The sequence below is a fragment of the Ruegeria sp. AD91A genome (genome assembly GCF_003443535.1).
In the GTDB taxonomy this organism is placed as follows: domain Bacteria; phylum Pseudomonadota; class Alphaproteobacteria; order Rhodobacterales; family Rhodobacteraceae; genus Ruegeria.
The window spans coordinates 169,961-184,846 of sequence record NZ_CP031946.1 but is presented as its reverse complement, the minus strand read 5'-3'; the positions used below and the strand labels follow the sequence as shown (position 1 = coordinate 184,846).

Genomic DNA, 14,886 nt, shown 5'->3' with positions numbered 1-14,886 from the left:
AGGGCCTATTCGCCCAGCGCAATACCTTCGCGGCGCGGGTCGGCACCACCGCTCAGCCCGCCGCCAATTTCGATGGCGTGAAGGCCAGATGTCAGGTCACGCGGATTTACCTCGAAGCCAAGCTCGGTCAGCCCGTCAGAAAAGCCTTCTGCAGAGGTCCCGGCCTCGACGTCGTAAGTCCCGAAACGATTGACCAGATGCGGCAGTGACACGGCTTGTTGCACATCCATTCCCCAGTCGGCCCAGGCGATGATCGACTTGGCCACATAGCCGATGATCCGACTGCCACCCGGAGAACCAATAGCCAAAACCGGCGCGCCATCCTGCATCACGATGGTCGGGCTCATGGACGAACGCGGACGTTTTCCGGGCTCCAGCCGGTTGGCAATCGGCACGCCGTTACTGTGGGTCTTGAACGAAAAATCCGTCAGTTCGTTGTTCAGAAGGAACCCGTTTGTCATCAGGCGTGAACCAAAGCCGTTCTCGATGGTCGTGGTCATCGACAGCACGTTGCCATAGCCGTCCACGATCGAGATATGCGAGGTCGAGGGCAATTCCAGCGATACATCATCCGCCCAGTTTAGCGCGTGATCGAATTCTGGTTGCCCCGGTCCGACCTCTGCCAAAGCGCCTTCGGAGTCCAGCAATTCAGCACGTTGCGACAGGTACGCCGGATCGACCAGCCCGCTGGTCGGCATGGGTACGAAATCGCTGTCGGCCATGTAGCGGCCCCGGTCCGCAAAGGCGAGACGCGAAGCGTCTCCGATCAGCCGCCACGCCTCGGCGCTTTCCGAGCCCATGGCCGCTAGATCATAGCTGTTCAGCATCCCCAGAATTTGCCCCAGGGTCAGCGCACCCGACGACGGCGGGCCCATGCCGCAGACTTCATAGGCACGGTATTCTGCGCAAACCGGCTCGCGTTCGATCACCTGATACAGCGCAAGATCCGCACCGGACAGAACACCGGGATTGCCGGGAGCGTTGCGAACCGTGCGCACGATATCTGCTGCAATCTCACCACCGTAGAATCCAGCTGCCCCGTCACTGGCCAACACACGCAGTGTTTCGGCATAAGCCGGGTTCATCTGGCGCTGCCCCTGCTGCAACGGTTCGCCTCCCGGCAGGAAGTATTCAGCGGTTTCCGGGAAGTGCGACAGGCGCTCGGCATCGTTTTCGACAAGGCTGGCCAGACGTGGGGACACCAGGAACCCTTCGTCCGCCAACCGGATTCCATCGGCAAACAATCCCGGCCACGCAGAACGGCCCCAGCGGCGATGCGCCTCTTCCAGCAAAGCAGGTGTGCCCGGAGTACCCACGGACAGCCCACCAACAACTGCGTCGAAGAACTTCAGCGGCTCTCCGTTTTCGTCTTGAAACAGGGTCGGTGTGGCGGCCGCAAGCGGTGCGGTTTCACGCCCGTCCAGGGTTGTCATCTGCCCGGTCGCTGCGTCGTACCAGACCAAAAACGCACCACCGCCCAAGCCCGAGGATTGAGGCTCGACCAGGCCCAGCACGACCTGCACCGCTACCATTGCGTCTGCGGCGGACCCACCTGCGCGCAATACTCTGGCTCCGGCTTCCACGGCCAGCGGGTTGGCTGCGGCAATCATCCAGGTCTCAGACGTGACCGGAACACCATCCAGCTTGGCCTCGAGCGCGGCGATGACCTCTTCTGTCATGGCCTGCACCTGCCCTTCCGTGGCCGTTTCCGGCGCAACGGCATCGGCCGCTTCCTGAGCGAACCCCTGAGTTGCACAACCCAATGCAGAAAGCAGTAGAACTGAAACAAGTCTCATCTGATCAAATCCTCCAATACATTCTTAATTATCAAAACTGTACGCCGAACACACTCTGAACAAGGATAAGCTGCACGGGCATGAACACACGGCAGACTTCCGCCACATGAGTTAAGCCTTTAAGCCGTCTGCCAATCGACCCTGGTCAAAGCGGGTCATTCCACAGAAATCAGGCAACCACGCTTCACGCCGGGTGACCCAGCTTTCATAAGTTGGCGTCAACTGGTCTGGCGCATCAAGGCACCCAAGATGCACTTCCACTTCAGCTCCGCTGCGCGCAAAGACCGGAGAGCCGCAGCCAGGGCAAAAGAACCTGTCAACATAGCCGCGCGCTTCGCCGGAAACCTCAATTCTGTCATCCGGGAAAACGGCCGCCGCATAGAACAAAGCGCCATGATGCTTCCGACAATCCAGACAGTGACAAATCCCGACCCTGAGAGGACGACCTGAAGCTTTGATGCGCAGATTTCCACATCGGCATCCTCCTTCATAAACGTCCATTCCTGCTCCTTTCCGGAGTGCTACAGCATCGCCGGCACAACCTGATCCGGCGGGCGGTGGCCGTCTTCGAAAGTCTTGATGTTGATAATGACCTTCTCGCCCATCTCTACCCGGCCCTCCAGCGTTGCCGATCCCATATGAGGCAACAGAACCACATTGGGCAGCTGCCGCAGGCGCGGGTTCACGTCAGTGCCCTGTTCGTAGACATCCAGCCCCGCCCCCGCAATTTCACCTGCACGAATCATCCGGGTCAGGGCATTTTCATCCACGACTTCGCCACGTGACGTGTTTACGATCACTGCCGAGGGTTTCATCAGTTTCAGACGACGTGCGTTCATCAGATGGAAAGTCGACGGCGTTGAGGGGCAATTGACCGAGATCACGTCCATCCGCGCGACCATCTGATCCAGGCTTTCCCAATAGGTTGCCTCCAGCTCCTGCTCAGTCTCTGGGCGCAGCCTGCGACGGTTGTGATAGTGGACCTGCATTCCAAACGCGTTTGCACGCCGCGCTACTGCCTGCCCGATCCGTCCCATGCCCAGAATACCCAGACGGCGACCTCCGATACGACCTCCCAGAAAAGCGGTGGGTGCCCAGCCGGACCAATCTCCTTGCTGCATCACACTCAGACCTTCGGGAATGCGTCTGGTAACTGCCAGGATCAGGGCCATCGTCATGTCGGCGGTGTCATCAGTCAGCACACCCGGCGTGTTCGACACCAGAATACCGCGCTGACGCGCTGTGGATACATCAATATTGTCGACACCAGCCCCGTAATTGGCAATGAGCTTCAGCTTTTCGCCCGCCTGCCCCAGTAGACCGCTATCAATCGCATCAGTTACCGTAGGCACCAGCACATCGGCGTCTTGCACTGCGGCCACCAGTTCCTCGCGCGTCATCGGAGTGTCATCGTCGCGCAAGCGCACGTCAAATAACTCGCTCAAACGTGTTTCGACCGCTTCGGGCAACCGTCGCGTAACGACAACACTCAAACGTTCTCTTGGCACCTCGGCCCTCCCACTGCTTTGCAAACGGACGCGCGCCATGGCATCGTGGCGCAGGAAAAGGCGGGGCACAAGAACCCCTTTGGCATTGAGTCGACCTTTTTTCGGAACCGGATCAACAGGCATAAGAGCAGGCAGTCAGTGAGTGGTATTCGACCGGTAAAACGCCGTTGTCTGGCGGGATTATCCGTATTTCTGGTCATGCTCGGCGCGTGGGCTGCTCATGCCGACGTGAAACGTGGATCAGTCACCAACCTGCCCCTACCCCGTTATGTCTCGATGAAAGCGGCCGAAGGCAACGTTCGACGCGGACCTTCTTTGACACACCGAATCGACTGGGTGTTCAAACGACGCGGCATGCCGCTGCAGGTTACTGCCGAATACGGCAATTGGCGAAGGGTTCAGGACCGCGACGGCGCTGGAGGCTGGGTTCACTACGCTTTGCTGTCGGGCGTTCGGACAGTGCTGGTTGAAGCCGAAATGCTACCTGTCTATGCCCGACCTGATCCGACCTCGCCCGTGAATGCGCATTTCGAATCCGGGGTAGTGGCCCGGCTGGGAACCTGTTCGCTGGACTGGTGCCGGATCACCGCCGGCGGGTATCGGGGTTGGACATTGAAATCGAACCTTTGGGGTGTCGACCCGTCCGAGATTCGCGAATAACCACTGGGCTGAACTCCCCCTCATCGCGGACTCGTGACAAGGTGTTTGAGTTTCCCGCCGATATGCTGTGAAACTCGACCAAAACGGAGACGATCATGCGCGCAGTTACATATTCCACCTTCGGAGACCCGGCTGATGTCCTGCGGATACAGGACCTCCCTCCGGTCCGGCCGGGTCCGGGCGAGGTCACGGTAGAGCTGTCCTTTTCCGGAGTGAACCCTTCCGACGTCAAAGCCCGCGCTGGGACCAGACCGGGCGTGACAGAGCCGCCGTTCCCCCTGATCATCCCGCACAGTGACGGCGCCGGTGTGATCTCGGCCGTAGGCGATGGAGTATCCGCATCTCGGATCGGTCAACGCGTGTGGATCTGGAACGGGCAATGGCAACGCCCGTTTGGCACTGCCGCCAGCCACATCACTCTTCCCGATGCGCAGGCCGTCGCTCTGCCGGATACAGTGTCGTTACAGACCGGTGCGATTCTGGGCATCCCCGGTCTCACCGCCAGCCATGCGGTGTTTTCAGGCGGCTGCCCCGAAGGGCGTACGATCTTGATACACGGTGGCGCGGGCACCGTCGGCTTTCTGGCTGTTCAACTTGCCAAATGGGCAGGCGCGCGTGTGATTGCGACCGCCAGCCCTCGCAACTTTGACAGGGTCAAGGCAGCCGGGGCAGATATCGTACTTGATTACGCCAGCAAAGATCTTTCGACCGAGATTCTCGAAGCAAATGGCGGGCAAGCAATCGGTCGAATCGTCGACGTCGAATTCGGTCGAAACATTCAAACAAACGCCGTGGTCATCGCCGAGAACGGCCGCATCAACGCCTATGGCTCTGCCCAAGACATGACCCCCGTGTTTCCGTTCGGACCGATGATGTTCAAAGCCATGACGCTTGAGACCATTTTGATTTATCTTCTTCCGTCGGATCTGCGTACCCTTGCCGTGAAGACCCTTCACAGGGCCTTGGCTGATGGCGCTTTGACCTGCCCTGTTCAAAAGGTTTTTGCACTGGAAGAATGCGCGTCCGCTCATGCAATGGTGCAGGACGGAAACCGTACCGGAGCTGTGTTGATCGACACCAAATGACCGCCCTGAAAAAAATCTGTCCAACGTGAGTTTTTTTGACAAAACGCTCTTGATCCCTGCCAGCAACAATCGTAGATAGCCGCTCACCGTTGGGGTGTAGCCAAGTGGTAAGGCAGCGGTTTTTGGTACCGTGTATCGTAGGTTCGAATCCTACCACCCCAGCCATATTTTTCAGAAAAGCCAGAAAAATAAGGGAAAACCTCCCCTTCCTCCCGTCGTGTATCCCAGTCCTCCGGCTGTGGGATACAAGGTGGGATACCCGACCATTTGGACTTGCCCTTTTGCACCCCTATCAGCTTTTTGGCATAGTGTTCAAAGCTGGTGGCTTTCTTCTTGGCGTGGTCGCTGTTGGCTATGCTGCGGTACGTGTCGGCAAACTCTTAAGCCACTTCCATGGCCTCGATCCGTGATTTTTCCTTTGTGGACCGCAGTACATATCCGCCCTTCATTGGATCCCAAAGGCGAACGTGCCAATAGGGGCTACGATCATACTGTAGGATAGCCAGCCCTCGACGCAGAGGTTTTTGCTTGGAGATTTGGTTTTTTTTGAATCTTTGGACAAGTCGGAGCCGAATTAGGAGCGCATAACAGTGCATAACTTTTACGGCTGAAATTTTGAACTCTTAACGTTCGGAATTTACAAAATATTTCAGTAATTTAATGGTGCCCGGGGGCGGAATCGAACCACCGACACGAGGATTTTCAATCCACTGCTCTACCCCTGAGCTACCCGGGCACGGGAACGACGTTTGTCGTTGGGTGGGGGCCTTCTATGACTTGCTACCAGCGGTGTCCAGAGGCTTTTTCACATTTTTTCAATGCGGTCGCCCGGGCGTGGAGTCCGGCGTGTCAACCTCGGCTTCCAGGTCCTCTTCGCGCTGCGATGGAACCGAATAAGAACCGTTCAGCCACTTGGCCAAATCAATATCTGCACACCGTCTGGAACAGAACGGGCGAAATTTCTGCGCGGTCTCCCCTCCACAAATCGGGCAGCTCATTTCAGAATCTCCATCACGGGAACGCGGCCACGTTTTCGCTGCAACTCAAAATGGCCCAGTGGAGTCCAACCGACAAGAATCGTCTCGTCCGGGTCTGATCTAAACGCGGCACGTAAAGCGGATTCAAACCCGCGGCGATCCTTCTTTGGCATGGGAGCGAGGTCCAGCGTAATCTGCCCCGCCAGCCCACGCACGCGCAAAGCCCGGGGCAGCATCTTGGCGCAGGCAAAATTGGCTTTGGTGCCCGCGGCCATTGACGTGTCCGCTCCGGTGTTCACATCCACGGCGACCAGTGCGCGCGTGGGTTCGATGTAAAGGTGCCCTCCGCTCGGCAAAGGCTCGGACGTTCCGCGTACCGTATCCAGTGCATCCAAAACGCCGTGGGTTTCGAAACCGCCCGTCTGGGTCACGACTTCGGCCGGGTCAGTCCAGTCGCGCCAGGCAAGGATATGAGGGCTGTCACCTTCGCTGAGCAGTTCTGGCTCGGACCCATCGTCACTCATCACCTGCTCGGCCTGCGCCAACATGGCTGAGATATCTTCCGAGATATCCTCGGCATCTGCTCCTGCACAACAGGAACGGAGGATCAGACCATAGGCGCTATCACCCATGTGTTCATGGGCGATTTCAAGCAATTTGTCACGTATGTCCTCGTCCTTGATACTGCGCGAAATGTTCAGGCCCGGGGCATCCGGCGTGACAATGGCATAGCGACTTTTAAAAAGGATGCGATTGCTCACCGGGATGGCTTTGCCGGGCTCAGCAAACCCGCTGACCTGCACCAACAGCAAGACGCCAGGGGCCAGACCCTTGACTTGTCGCAGGAAAGCCGGACCGTCGGGCGTTGTCAGGAACATTCCTCCCTGCCCCTTGACCGGGCGATCAGCGCGGGCGCTGTAGATCGTGCCGGGCGCGGGTGCATCTGCGGCGATCAGGAAGTCATCCAGCTTGCCGTCGACCATCAGCGCAGCCGCTTCGCGGCCTTGGATGTGGTCCAGAACAATGGTGCGACCTTTCATGATGCCTCGCGATACAGTGGATAGCCGATGCCTTGCAGCAAGGCCGCGGTCTCGGACAGGGGCAGACCGACGATGCCGGTAAACGACCCCGAAATCCATGGAATGAAAGCCCCTGCGGGACCCTGAATGGCATAGGCGCCTGCCTTGCCGCGCCAGTCTCCGGTCGCCAGATAGGCGTTTATCTCGACATCCGACAGGCGTTTGACCTTGACCTGTGAGACGACATCACGCTGTAGCACACGGTCTCCGCGCCGGACCGCAACCGAAGTGATCACGCGGTGACGGCGACCAGACAGGGAATGCAGAAATTCCGCCGCCTGTCCCGCGTCCTCGGGTTTTCCCAGTATCCGGCGCCCCAAGGCCACGGTGGTATCTGCACAGAGGGTAACGTCGTCTCTATCCGACTGAACCGCCTGCACTTTTTGACGCGTGATGCGGTTGCAATACGGAATCGGAAGCTCGCCCTTCAAGGGCGTTTCATCGATGTCAGGTGGGCGGATGGCGTCGGGCTGCACGCCAAGCTGAGCCAGCAGGTCCAGCCGTCTTGGGCTGCCCGATCCGAGAATAAACGCCATTGCGGCAGGCGTTACTTGAAGCGGTAGTTGATCCGACCCTTGGTCAGATCATATGGGGTCATCTCGACCTGAACCTTGTCGCCGGCCAGAACACGGATGCGGTTCTTGCGCATCTTGCCTGCTGTATGTGCGATGATCTCATGGCCGTTTTCCAGCTCGACCCGAAACGTCGCATTAGGCAGGAGTTCCTTCACGACACCGGGAAATTCGAGCGTATCTTCCTTGGCCATGTTGTCTCCATCATTACGTTGCACCCGCAGAATCTGCGGGGATGTGCGCTTAAATGAGCCTATTCTGGCCTTATTTCAAGGGCGGAATCGCCTAAAGGGCGGATATTGTGACCGATTCGACTCGGGGGGCCTGTTCTTGCCAATGGGTTCGGTTCAGCACGTGGCCGTCGGCGCGAACCTCAGCGATGGCTGACAGGTCGACATCCGCATAGGTCCAGCCGGGTTGGTTCAGCGTGCCTTCGGCCAGGACACCGGTGGCCGGGAACCCTTTGTCGGGTGGGCCAAAGACGCCTCCGGCCCCGGTGTTCATATCCACCGCCTCGGACCACTCGTTGTTTCCGACCAGCGAAGCCATAACTGTAACGCATTGATTTTCCAACGCTCTTGACATCGCGCCTATCCGCACGCGCCAGTAGCCCGAAAGCGCTTCGGTACAGGACGGGACAAGGATCAGGTCTGCCTCACTCAGCGCGCGGCCCAGCAGGGGAAACTCGCTGTCATAACAGATCAAAACACCGATTTTGCCCAGCGCTGTGTCAAAGAGTTTCAGCGGACCGCCGGGTGCAATGGCCCATTGCTCGCGTTCGAACCGGGTCATGATCTGTTTGTCCTGATGATCGCAACTGCCATCCGGTGCGTAGAATGCGGCGCGGTTCACCGGACGACCGGGACCATCCACAACCGGAGCAGATGCGCCCAGAATGTAGGTTTTGTACGCCCTGGCGAGGCGGGTGTGCAGGTTTTGTACATCTTCCATCCGGTCTGAGACGGCCCGGATCGAACGCTCCAGATCACCGGCAACCTCGGCGCCGTCCAGGGTCGAGAGCTCCATCGCGCCGTATTCAGGAAAGACCAGCAATTCGGCCCCCTGCCCTGCGGCCTGGGACACCCAGCGGTTCAGCTTATCTTCGTATTGTGCCCAGCTGTCGAGCCAGTCGAGGTTATAAGCGGCGGTTGCGACTTTCATGGCAGCGTCCCCGTGCGATCAAATTCGCATGACCTTAGTCGGGGACACAGACCGGAGTACAGCCCAATTACCCTGCGGTCGTCGGATCGATGATCGTGGTAACTTCGGTGATCGTGTTGGCCGGAAACCCGCTGAGCTCGGCGTGCTTGTGGATCGCGTCCTCACTCTCGGCCAGATAGATGCAAAAGGTCTTGTCACCGGCAACATAGGAATGCTCCCACTGCACGCCGGGTATTTGAGCCAGCGCTTCGTTCGACTTCGCAGATGCGCCGCACAGTTCCTCACCGGACATGGAACCGACACCCGGAAGATCGCGTTCGATAACATAGCGTTTCATTGCACTTCCCCCACAGAAAACCTATCAATACCACGATTCGAGGTTTTTTTCTGCGCTTGGCGTTCAGAGATCCCGGATCCAGAACTGCAACGGCTTCAGCGTCTCACCCTCTTCCCCGATGTCTTTCCACGAAAACTGCGCGATCGCGCCGGGCAAAGGCGCATATCCTCGTGCGCGCCAGAAAGAGTCCAGCGGGCGGTAATTGTTGGGCCGCATCGGGTGATCGGCGGGGCGTTGCACACCGCAGAAGGCGCATTTGGTGAAGCCCAGCGTGCGGGCGTGGGCCTCGCGTTCGTCGAAGAACCTGTGACCGACACCCTGCCCCCTGTACTCGGGCAACAGCACCGATTCCGCGCAATAGAATATGTCGTTCAGATCAAGGCCTCTGCCCTCGAAGGCCGCAGCGAAATCTTCGGCGTGGTCGATCAGGGGCGCGCCGGTTGACGCACCGATCAGGCTGTCCTTGTCGAAGGCGCCGACCACAATGGCCTTGTCGCTGTCGCGGTAGGATTGCAGGTATTTCCGCTCATATTCGAGGTCGCCGTCATAGAGATACGGCCAGTCATGAAACACCTTGATCCGCAGGCGGGCAACGTCATCCAGAGCGGGCTCCAGCGCCTCACCTGTCAGGGGGCGGACGACGGTGACCTTAGCCATTCGAGACCTGATTGGTCCAGTCGGCAAGATTGTAGAACGTGGTGACGCGGGTGATCTTGCCGTCTTTGAGGTCAAAGAACGACCCGGCAGGCAGGCGGTAAGTCTGACCATGCGCGTCAGGCAGGCCTTCGTCCGTTACCAGATAAGTCCCGTTGACAATAAACTCAGCCGCCGCGCGGGTGCCGCCCTGCGCTTCGAACACAATGATGTCGGTCAGGTTCTCTTTGTAGCAGCGGTTCATATGGGCGCAGAACGCGGCGAACTTTTCCTTGCCAGTGCGGATCTGGCCTTCGTTCACGTGATGGGCCACGTCATCGGACAGGCAGGCCAGCATGGCATCCACGTCACCGGCATTGAAGGCTTCGAAATAGGTTTTAACGGTCTGGTTCATGGTCACTCCGTAGGTTCGCCCCAGCGATCTTTCAGATGTTTGATGATCTGATCGCGGGTCTGTCGGTAGTGATGTAGCTTTTGTTCGCGGGTCTCGCCCATCCCGGTAGGGTCCATTATTGGCCAATAATCGACATCGAGGTGAAAAACCCGGGTCAGTTCCAGCGCCTGACGCTGACTGGCGGGTGACAGCGCCACGATCAGGTCAAACGAGCTGAGATCGTCGCCCCATTCCTGCATCTCGTCAAAGGAGCGCGAGCGGTGGCGGGACAGTTCGACACCCACTTCGTGGCATGCCGCGATACAGAACCCGTCGATTTCCAGATCGTTGTGCACGCCAGCGGACTGGACATAGGTGCCCGTGCCGTAAAACTTCTTCATCAGCCCCTCGGCCATCGGAGATCGAACCGAGTTATGGTCGCAACAGAACAGGACCGACTGCGGCAGAGGCTTCACCCGTCAGCCCCCGAAATGTAGCACGCAGATCAGCGTGAACAGGCGTCGGGCCGTATCAGTATCCACTTCTGCTTTTCCCTCCAGCCGTTCTTGTAGAACGCGGCTGCCTTCGTTGTGGATGCCGCGGCGGGCCATGTCGATGGTCTCGATCTGGCTCGGCGGCAGGGTCTTGACCGCGTCGAAATAGCTTTCACAGATCTGGAAATAATCCTTGACCACCTGCCGGAACGGGCCAAGCGACAGGTGAAATTCAGCGGCTTTTTCGGCCTCTTCCGTCTCGATATCAAAGACCAGCCGTTTGTCGCGGATCGACAGCTGCACGTGGTAAGGCCCATCAGGTGCGACACGGTCATCCCGTTTGGGCAGCGAAAAGCTGTTATCTTCCAGCAGATCATAGATGGCAACCTTGCGTTCCTGCTCGATCTCGGGGGTCGGAGGCGGCAGGTTTCGGTCATCCAGTTCGATATGCGAAATACGGGTCATCTTTACGGCAACTATCCTTGTGTCAGCACAGACCTATAACAACGGCATTCCATCGGCAACGCAGAGAAGCGCCATACATGCCCTGTCTTTGCGCCATTTCAGCCATTCAGGCGGTTCAGGCGCGCCGTGACCGAAAGGCCGTGCGCCTCGAGGCTTTCCGATTGCGCCAGCTGTTCAGCGGCGGGACCGATCGCGCGCAGGGCTTTGGGGGTCATTTGGCTGAGTGTCGTGCGTTTGAGGAAATCCATCACGCTGAGCCCGGACGAGAACCGGGCAGAACGGGCCGTTGGAAGCACGTGGTTGGGGCCGCCGACATAATCACCGATGGCTTCGGGGGTGTATTGGCCCAGAAAGATTGCCCCGGCGTGGATGGTCTTTTCGCTCAGCGCGACCGGGTCCGCGACGCAAAGCTCCAGATGCTCCGGGGCGATACGGTTGGAAAGCGCCGCGGCCTCGTCCAGATCGCGTACTGTGATGATGGCGCCAAAGTCGCGCCAGCTGGCCCCGGCGATGACGCGGCGTTGCAGGGTTTCGAGGCGCTTTTCGACAGCCTTGGCAACGCTGTGGCCAAATGCGGCGTCGTCGGTGATCAGGATCGATTGCGCGCTTTCATCATGTTCGGCCTGGCTGAGCAGGTCCAGTGCGATCCAGTCCGGGTCATTGTCCTTGTCGGCAATGACCAGGATTTCCGAGGGGCCCGCAATCATGTCGATGCCGACCTTGCCAAAGACGCGCCGCTTGGCTGCCGCCACAAAGGCATTGCCCGGGCCGGTGATCTTGTCGACCGGTGCGATGGTGTCGGTGCCATAGGCCAGCGCCGCCACGGCCTGCGCTCCGCCGATGCGATACACTTCGTCCACGCCCGACAATTGTGCCGCCAGCAGCACCAGCGGATTCACCTTCCCGTCCGGCGTGGGCACCACGATGGCTAGCCGGTCCACGCCCGCCACCTTGGCCGGAATGGCATTCATCAAAACCGAGGACGGGTAAGAGGCCAGCCCGCCGGGCACATACAACCCCGCAGCAGAGACCGCAGACCAGCGCCAGCCCAGCGTTGCGCCCGCCGCGTCAGTCCATTGGTGATCCTCGGGCATCTGCCGTTCGTGATAGGCCCGGATCCGGCCGGCGGCCAGCTCCAGCGCCGCGCGGTTTTCGGACCCGACTTGCGCCACCGCATCTGAAATCTCCTGCGCGCTGAAGGCCAGCGTTTCGGGCGTCAGCTCCAGCCGGTCGAATTTCGCGGTCAGTTCGATGACTGCCGCGTCGCCCCGGTTGCGTACATCGTCGATGATCTGCGCCACAACTGCATCCACATCCGGACTGTCTTCGCGCTTGGCAGACAGAAGGGTCTGGAAGGCGGCTTCGAAATCGGGCGATGTGGCGTCGAGGAAAACGGGCATGGTCTGGCACTCCGGGCGTTGCGCCACGGGACATATCGCCCACGGGGCGCGGCCTCAACCCTCAGCCCGCGGGGTGCAGCGATTTGCGCATGGCAAAGCAGGACAGGTCCTGACGGTCACTGCATTGCCCCGTGACCTGCCAGCCGTGGCGCAGATAGAACTCGCGCGCAGTCCGGGTGCCATCAAGATGCGCCTCGGAACAGCCGCACGCGACCAGTTGCCGCTCCAGCCGGTTGAGCAGTGCGGCCCCCACCCCGCTGCCCACGTGATCCGGGTCAACATAGAGCAAGGTGATCTTGCCGGTTTCGAACAATCCTCCGACCGCAGCCACCTGCCCTTCACGCTCGGCCAGCCAGATCTGGGATCCCGGCTTGAACCAGCCCCGGATGGTCGCCGGGTCTTTGTTCGCGGTCCACTGTTTTAGATAGTCGGGATCGTTGTTGTGATCGGCCACGCAAAGCTGAGTGATCGACCGGATCAGCACGCGGCTTACGTCAAACACATCGAATACCGTGGCCGGGCGCAATACGATGCCATCGTGCACCTTCAAAAACGCCTGAGAAATGCCACGCTTGTTTTGCATCTATTCGGGGTGTTGCGGGGCCCGGCCGGATGGGGCCTGATACGGGCGCGTGACGTCTTTTAGCGTGGCTTCCAACGCCTCGACCGTCAGGCGGATCGCGCCATCACCCGCCAGTGTCAGCAAGACCTGGCCCGCGCCATCCTCGCCGGGTTCGAATTCGACGGACAGCAGGGACATGACCATGTCCTTCTCGCCGCGATCAATGCCCTGACTGGCCACGGACAGAACGGAATCGAAGACCAGAACCGACTGCACCCGTTCAAACGGGCGGTCACGACGGGCGGCGGCATCCTTGTCTTCCCAGCGAAAGCGATTCAGCAACAAGCCGAAGCGGCGCTTCGACGGTTGCCATTTCATCTCGGTCACAGGAAAAACCGCGTCCTGGGCTAGGGTCGAGATCACCTTCAGGTCATCTGCATCCTCGGCCCACAGATTCAGCGGGGCTTCGCGCCCGTCTTCAAAACTTGCGTCCGTCATTCGCCCTTGATCCGTTCGATTTTTGCACCCACGCCTTCCAGCTTGCGCACCACATGCTCATATCCGCGGTCCAAATGATAGACCCGGCTTACCGTTGTCTCGCCTTCAGCCGCCAATCCGGCAAGGATCAGCGACACCGAAGCCCGCAGATCTGTCGCCATCACCCGGGCGCCTTTCAGCGTTTCGACACCCGTGACGGTGGCGGTGCCGCCATGCACTTCGATATTCGCGCCCATGCGCACAAGTTCCGGGGCATGCATGAAACGGTTTTCGAAAATACGTTCTTCCAAAACCGAAACTCCTTCGGCGGTGCACATCAGCGCCATCATCTGCGCCTGCAGGTCGGTCGGGAAACCCGGGAAAGGTTCCGTAACCACATCCACGGCTTGCACGCGGCCATTCTTGCGGGCCACTTTCAAGCCGTTTTGGGTTTCGGTGACACTGACACCCGCCGCGTCGAGTTTGGCGGCAAAGGAGTCGACCAGCGACATGCGCCCGCCCAGCAGCTCGACCTCGCCGCCGCAAATCGCCGGGGCCAGCATATAGGTGCCCAGTTCAATCCGGTCGGTGACAACCTGATGTGTGGCACCGTGCAGCCGGTCGACGCCATGAATTTCTATGGTCGAGCTGCCCTCACCTGAAATCTGTGCACCCATCTTTCGCAGGCATTCGACCAGATCGACAATCTCGGGCTCGCGCGCCGCGTTCTTCAGAACCGTGGTGCCCTTGGCCAGCGTTGCCGCCATGACGATGTTTTCAGTGGCCCCGACTGAGGCAAAGCGCATCTCATGCACCGCGCCTTTCAGCCCACCCGGAGCCCTGGCGTGTAGATAACCGTCCTTCAGCTCGATCTCGGCACCCAGCGCTTCAAGCCCCTCCATGTGCAGGTCCATCGGACGGGCTCCGATCGCGCAGCCACCGGGCAGAGAAACGACCGCTTGTCCAAATCGCGCAAGCAAAGGACCCAGCACCAGATTCGAAGCACGCATCTTGCGCACGATGTCATAATCTGCCGTTTGGCTGGTCAGGTTGTGGCTCGACATCGCGATCACCTGACCATCCTGCAGCGACGACACCTCGGCCCCCAGCGATTGCAGCAGAGCCGTCATGGTCTTGATGTCGCTGAGGCGTGGCGCGTTGGTCAGCGTCAGCGGTTCTTCGCTCAGCAAAGTCGCAGGCATCAGTGTCAGACACGCGTTCTTGGCCCCCGCAATCGGTATTTGACCGTTCAGCGGGCCGTTGCCCGTCACCAGAATCGAATCCAT

19 protein-coding genes and 2 tRNA genes are annotated in these 14,886 nt (G+C 59.4%); 3 read left to right on the top strand and 18 right to left on the bottom strand.

Annotation, left to right across the window (positions count from 1 at the left end):
• Positions 1–5: 5 nt before the first annotated feature.
• The 3 genes from ggt to D1823_RS00925 all read right to left on the bottom strand — a co-directional run bounded on the left by ggt (position 6) and on the right by D1823_RS00925 (position 3,304).
• Entirely contained in the window at positions 6–1,796 is a 1,791-nt protein-coding gene (ggt, locus tag D1823_RS00935; protein WP_117868196.1) for a gamma-glutamyltransferase, read from the bottom strand.
• Positions 1,797–1,907: 111 nt separating this feature from the next.
• Complete coding sequence (locus tag D1823_RS00930) at positions 1,908–2,297, bottom strand: GFA family protein (protein WP_117868195.1); 390 nt, start codon at positions 2,295–2,297, stop codon at positions 1,908–1,910.
• 20 nt (positions 2,298–2,317) lie between these two features.
• Complete coding sequence (locus D1823_RS00925) at positions 2,318–3,304, bottom strand: D-glycerate dehydrogenase (protein WP_117872586.1); 987 nt, start codon at positions 3,302–3,304, stop codon at positions 2,318–2,320.
• A gap of 198 nt (positions 3,305–3,502) precedes the next feature.
• Between D1823_RS00925 and D1823_RS00920 the strand changes: the two genes are divergently transcribed.
• The 3 genes from D1823_RS00920 (at position 3,503) to D1823_RS00910 (ending at position 5,214) form a co-directional block, all read left to right on the top strand.
• Positions 3,503–3,964 carry an SH3 domain-containing protein gene (locus D1823_RS00920; protein WP_117868194.1) on the top strand — a complete coding sequence of 154 codons (462 nt, stop codon included), beginning with the start codon at positions 3,503–3,505 and terminating at the stop codon, positions 3,962–3,964.
• A 95-nt stretch (positions 3,965–4,059) separates the two neighbouring features.
• The gene (locus tag D1823_RS00915; RefSeq protein ID WP_117868193.1) at positions 4,060–5,049 is read left to right on the top strand and encodes an NADPH:quinone reductase; all 990 of its coding nucleotides are present in this window, start codon (positions 4,060–4,062) and stop codon (positions 5,047–5,049) included.
• Between the two features lie 90 nt (positions 5,050–5,139).
• Positions 5,140–5,214, top strand: a tRNA-Gln gene (locus tag D1823_RS00910).
• Positions 5,215–5,710: 496 nt separating this feature from the next.
• On the opposite strand, the gene D1823_RS00900 is transcribed toward D1823_RS00910, so the two are convergent.
• The 15 genes from D1823_RS00900 to murA form a co-directional block, all read right to left on the bottom strand.
• Positions 5,711–5,785, bottom strand: a tRNA-Phe gene (locus D1823_RS00900).
• Positions 5,786–5,864: 79 nt separating this feature from the next.
• Complete coding sequence (locus D1823_RS00895) at positions 5,865–6,047, bottom strand: DNA gyrase inhibitor YacG (RefSeq protein WP_117868192.1); 183 nt, start codon at positions 6,045–6,047, stop codon at positions 5,865–5,867.
• A complete protein-coding gene (locus D1823_RS00890; protein ID WP_117868191.1) occupies positions 6,044–7,066 on the bottom strand; it encodes a ribonuclease E/G in 1,023 nt (340 codons plus the stop codon). Before D1823_RS00890 ends, D1823_RS00895 begins: the two co-directional genes overlap by 4 nt.
• Entirely contained in the window at positions 7,063–7,641 is a 579-nt protein-coding gene (locus D1823_RS00885; protein WP_117868190.1) for a nucleoside triphosphate pyrophosphatase, read from the bottom strand. The genes D1823_RS00890 and D1823_RS00885 overlap by 4 nt, the downstream gene beginning before the upstream one ends.
• 11 nt (positions 7,642–7,652) lie before the next feature.
• Complete coding sequence (gene infA, locus D1823_RS00880) at positions 7,653–7,871, bottom strand: translation initiation factor IF-1 (RefSeq protein ID WP_005978431.1); 219 nt, start codon at positions 7,869–7,871, stop codon at positions 7,653–7,655.
• 91 nt (positions 7,872–7,962) lie between these two features.
• Entirely contained in the window at positions 7,963–8,838 is an 876-nt protein-coding gene (locus D1823_RS00875; RefSeq protein WP_117868188.1) for a carbon-nitrogen hydrolase family protein, read from the bottom strand.
• 67 nt (positions 8,839–8,905) lie between these two features.
• Positions 8,906–9,175, bottom strand: coding sequence for a DUF4242 domain-containing protein (locus D1823_RS00870; protein ID WP_117868185.1), 270 nt, complete (start codon positions 9,173–9,175; stop codon positions 8,906–8,908).
• A 63-nt stretch (positions 9,176–9,238) separates the two neighbouring features.
• Positions 9,239–9,832, bottom strand: a complete 594-nt coding sequence (locus D1823_RS00865; protein ID WP_117868183.1) for a GNAT family N-acetyltransferase — start codon at positions 9,830–9,832, stop codon at positions 9,239–9,241.
• Entirely contained in the window at positions 9,825–10,223 is a 399-nt protein-coding gene (locus D1823_RS00860; RefSeq protein WP_117868181.1) for a ketosteroid isomerase-related protein, read from the bottom strand. The genes D1823_RS00865 and D1823_RS00860 overlap by 8 nt, the downstream gene beginning before the upstream one ends.
• A 2-nt stretch (positions 10,224–10,225) precedes the next feature.
• Positions 10,226–10,678 (bottom strand): low molecular weight phosphatase family protein, encoded by a 453-nt coding sequence (locus D1823_RS00855; protein ID WP_117868179.1) that lies wholly within the window; start codon positions 10,676–10,678, stop codon positions 10,226–10,228.
• Positions 10,679–10,681: 3 nt separating this feature from the next.
• On the bottom strand, positions 10,682–11,161 hold the full coding sequence (locus D1823_RS00850) for a UPF0262 family protein (RefSeq protein WP_117868176.1): 480 nt from the start codon (positions 11,159–11,161) through the stop codon (positions 10,682–10,684).
• Between the two features lie 98 nt (positions 11,162–11,259).
• Positions 11,260–12,561: a histidinol dehydrogenase gene (hisD, locus tag D1823_RS00845; RefSeq protein ID WP_117868174.1), complete on the bottom strand. Its 1,302-nt coding sequence runs from the start codon at positions 12,559–12,561 to the stop codon at positions 11,260–11,262.
• A gap of 61 nt (positions 12,562–12,622) precedes the next feature.
• On the bottom strand, positions 12,623–13,144 hold the full coding sequence (locus D1823_RS00840; RefSeq protein ID WP_117868172.1) for a GNAT family N-acetyltransferase: 522 nt from the start codon (positions 13,142–13,144) through the stop codon (positions 12,623–12,625).
• Positions 13,145–13,621, bottom strand: coding sequence for a DUF2948 family protein (locus D1823_RS00835; protein ID WP_117868170.1), 477 nt, complete (start codon positions 13,619–13,621; stop codon positions 13,145–13,147).
• Complete coding sequence (gene murA / locus D1823_RS00830; RefSeq protein ID WP_117868168.1) at positions 13,618–14,886, bottom strand: UDP-N-acetylglucosamine 1-carboxyvinyltransferase; 1,269 nt, start codon at positions 14,884–14,886, stop codon at positions 13,618–13,620. The genes D1823_RS00835 and murA overlap by 4 nt, the downstream gene beginning before the upstream one ends.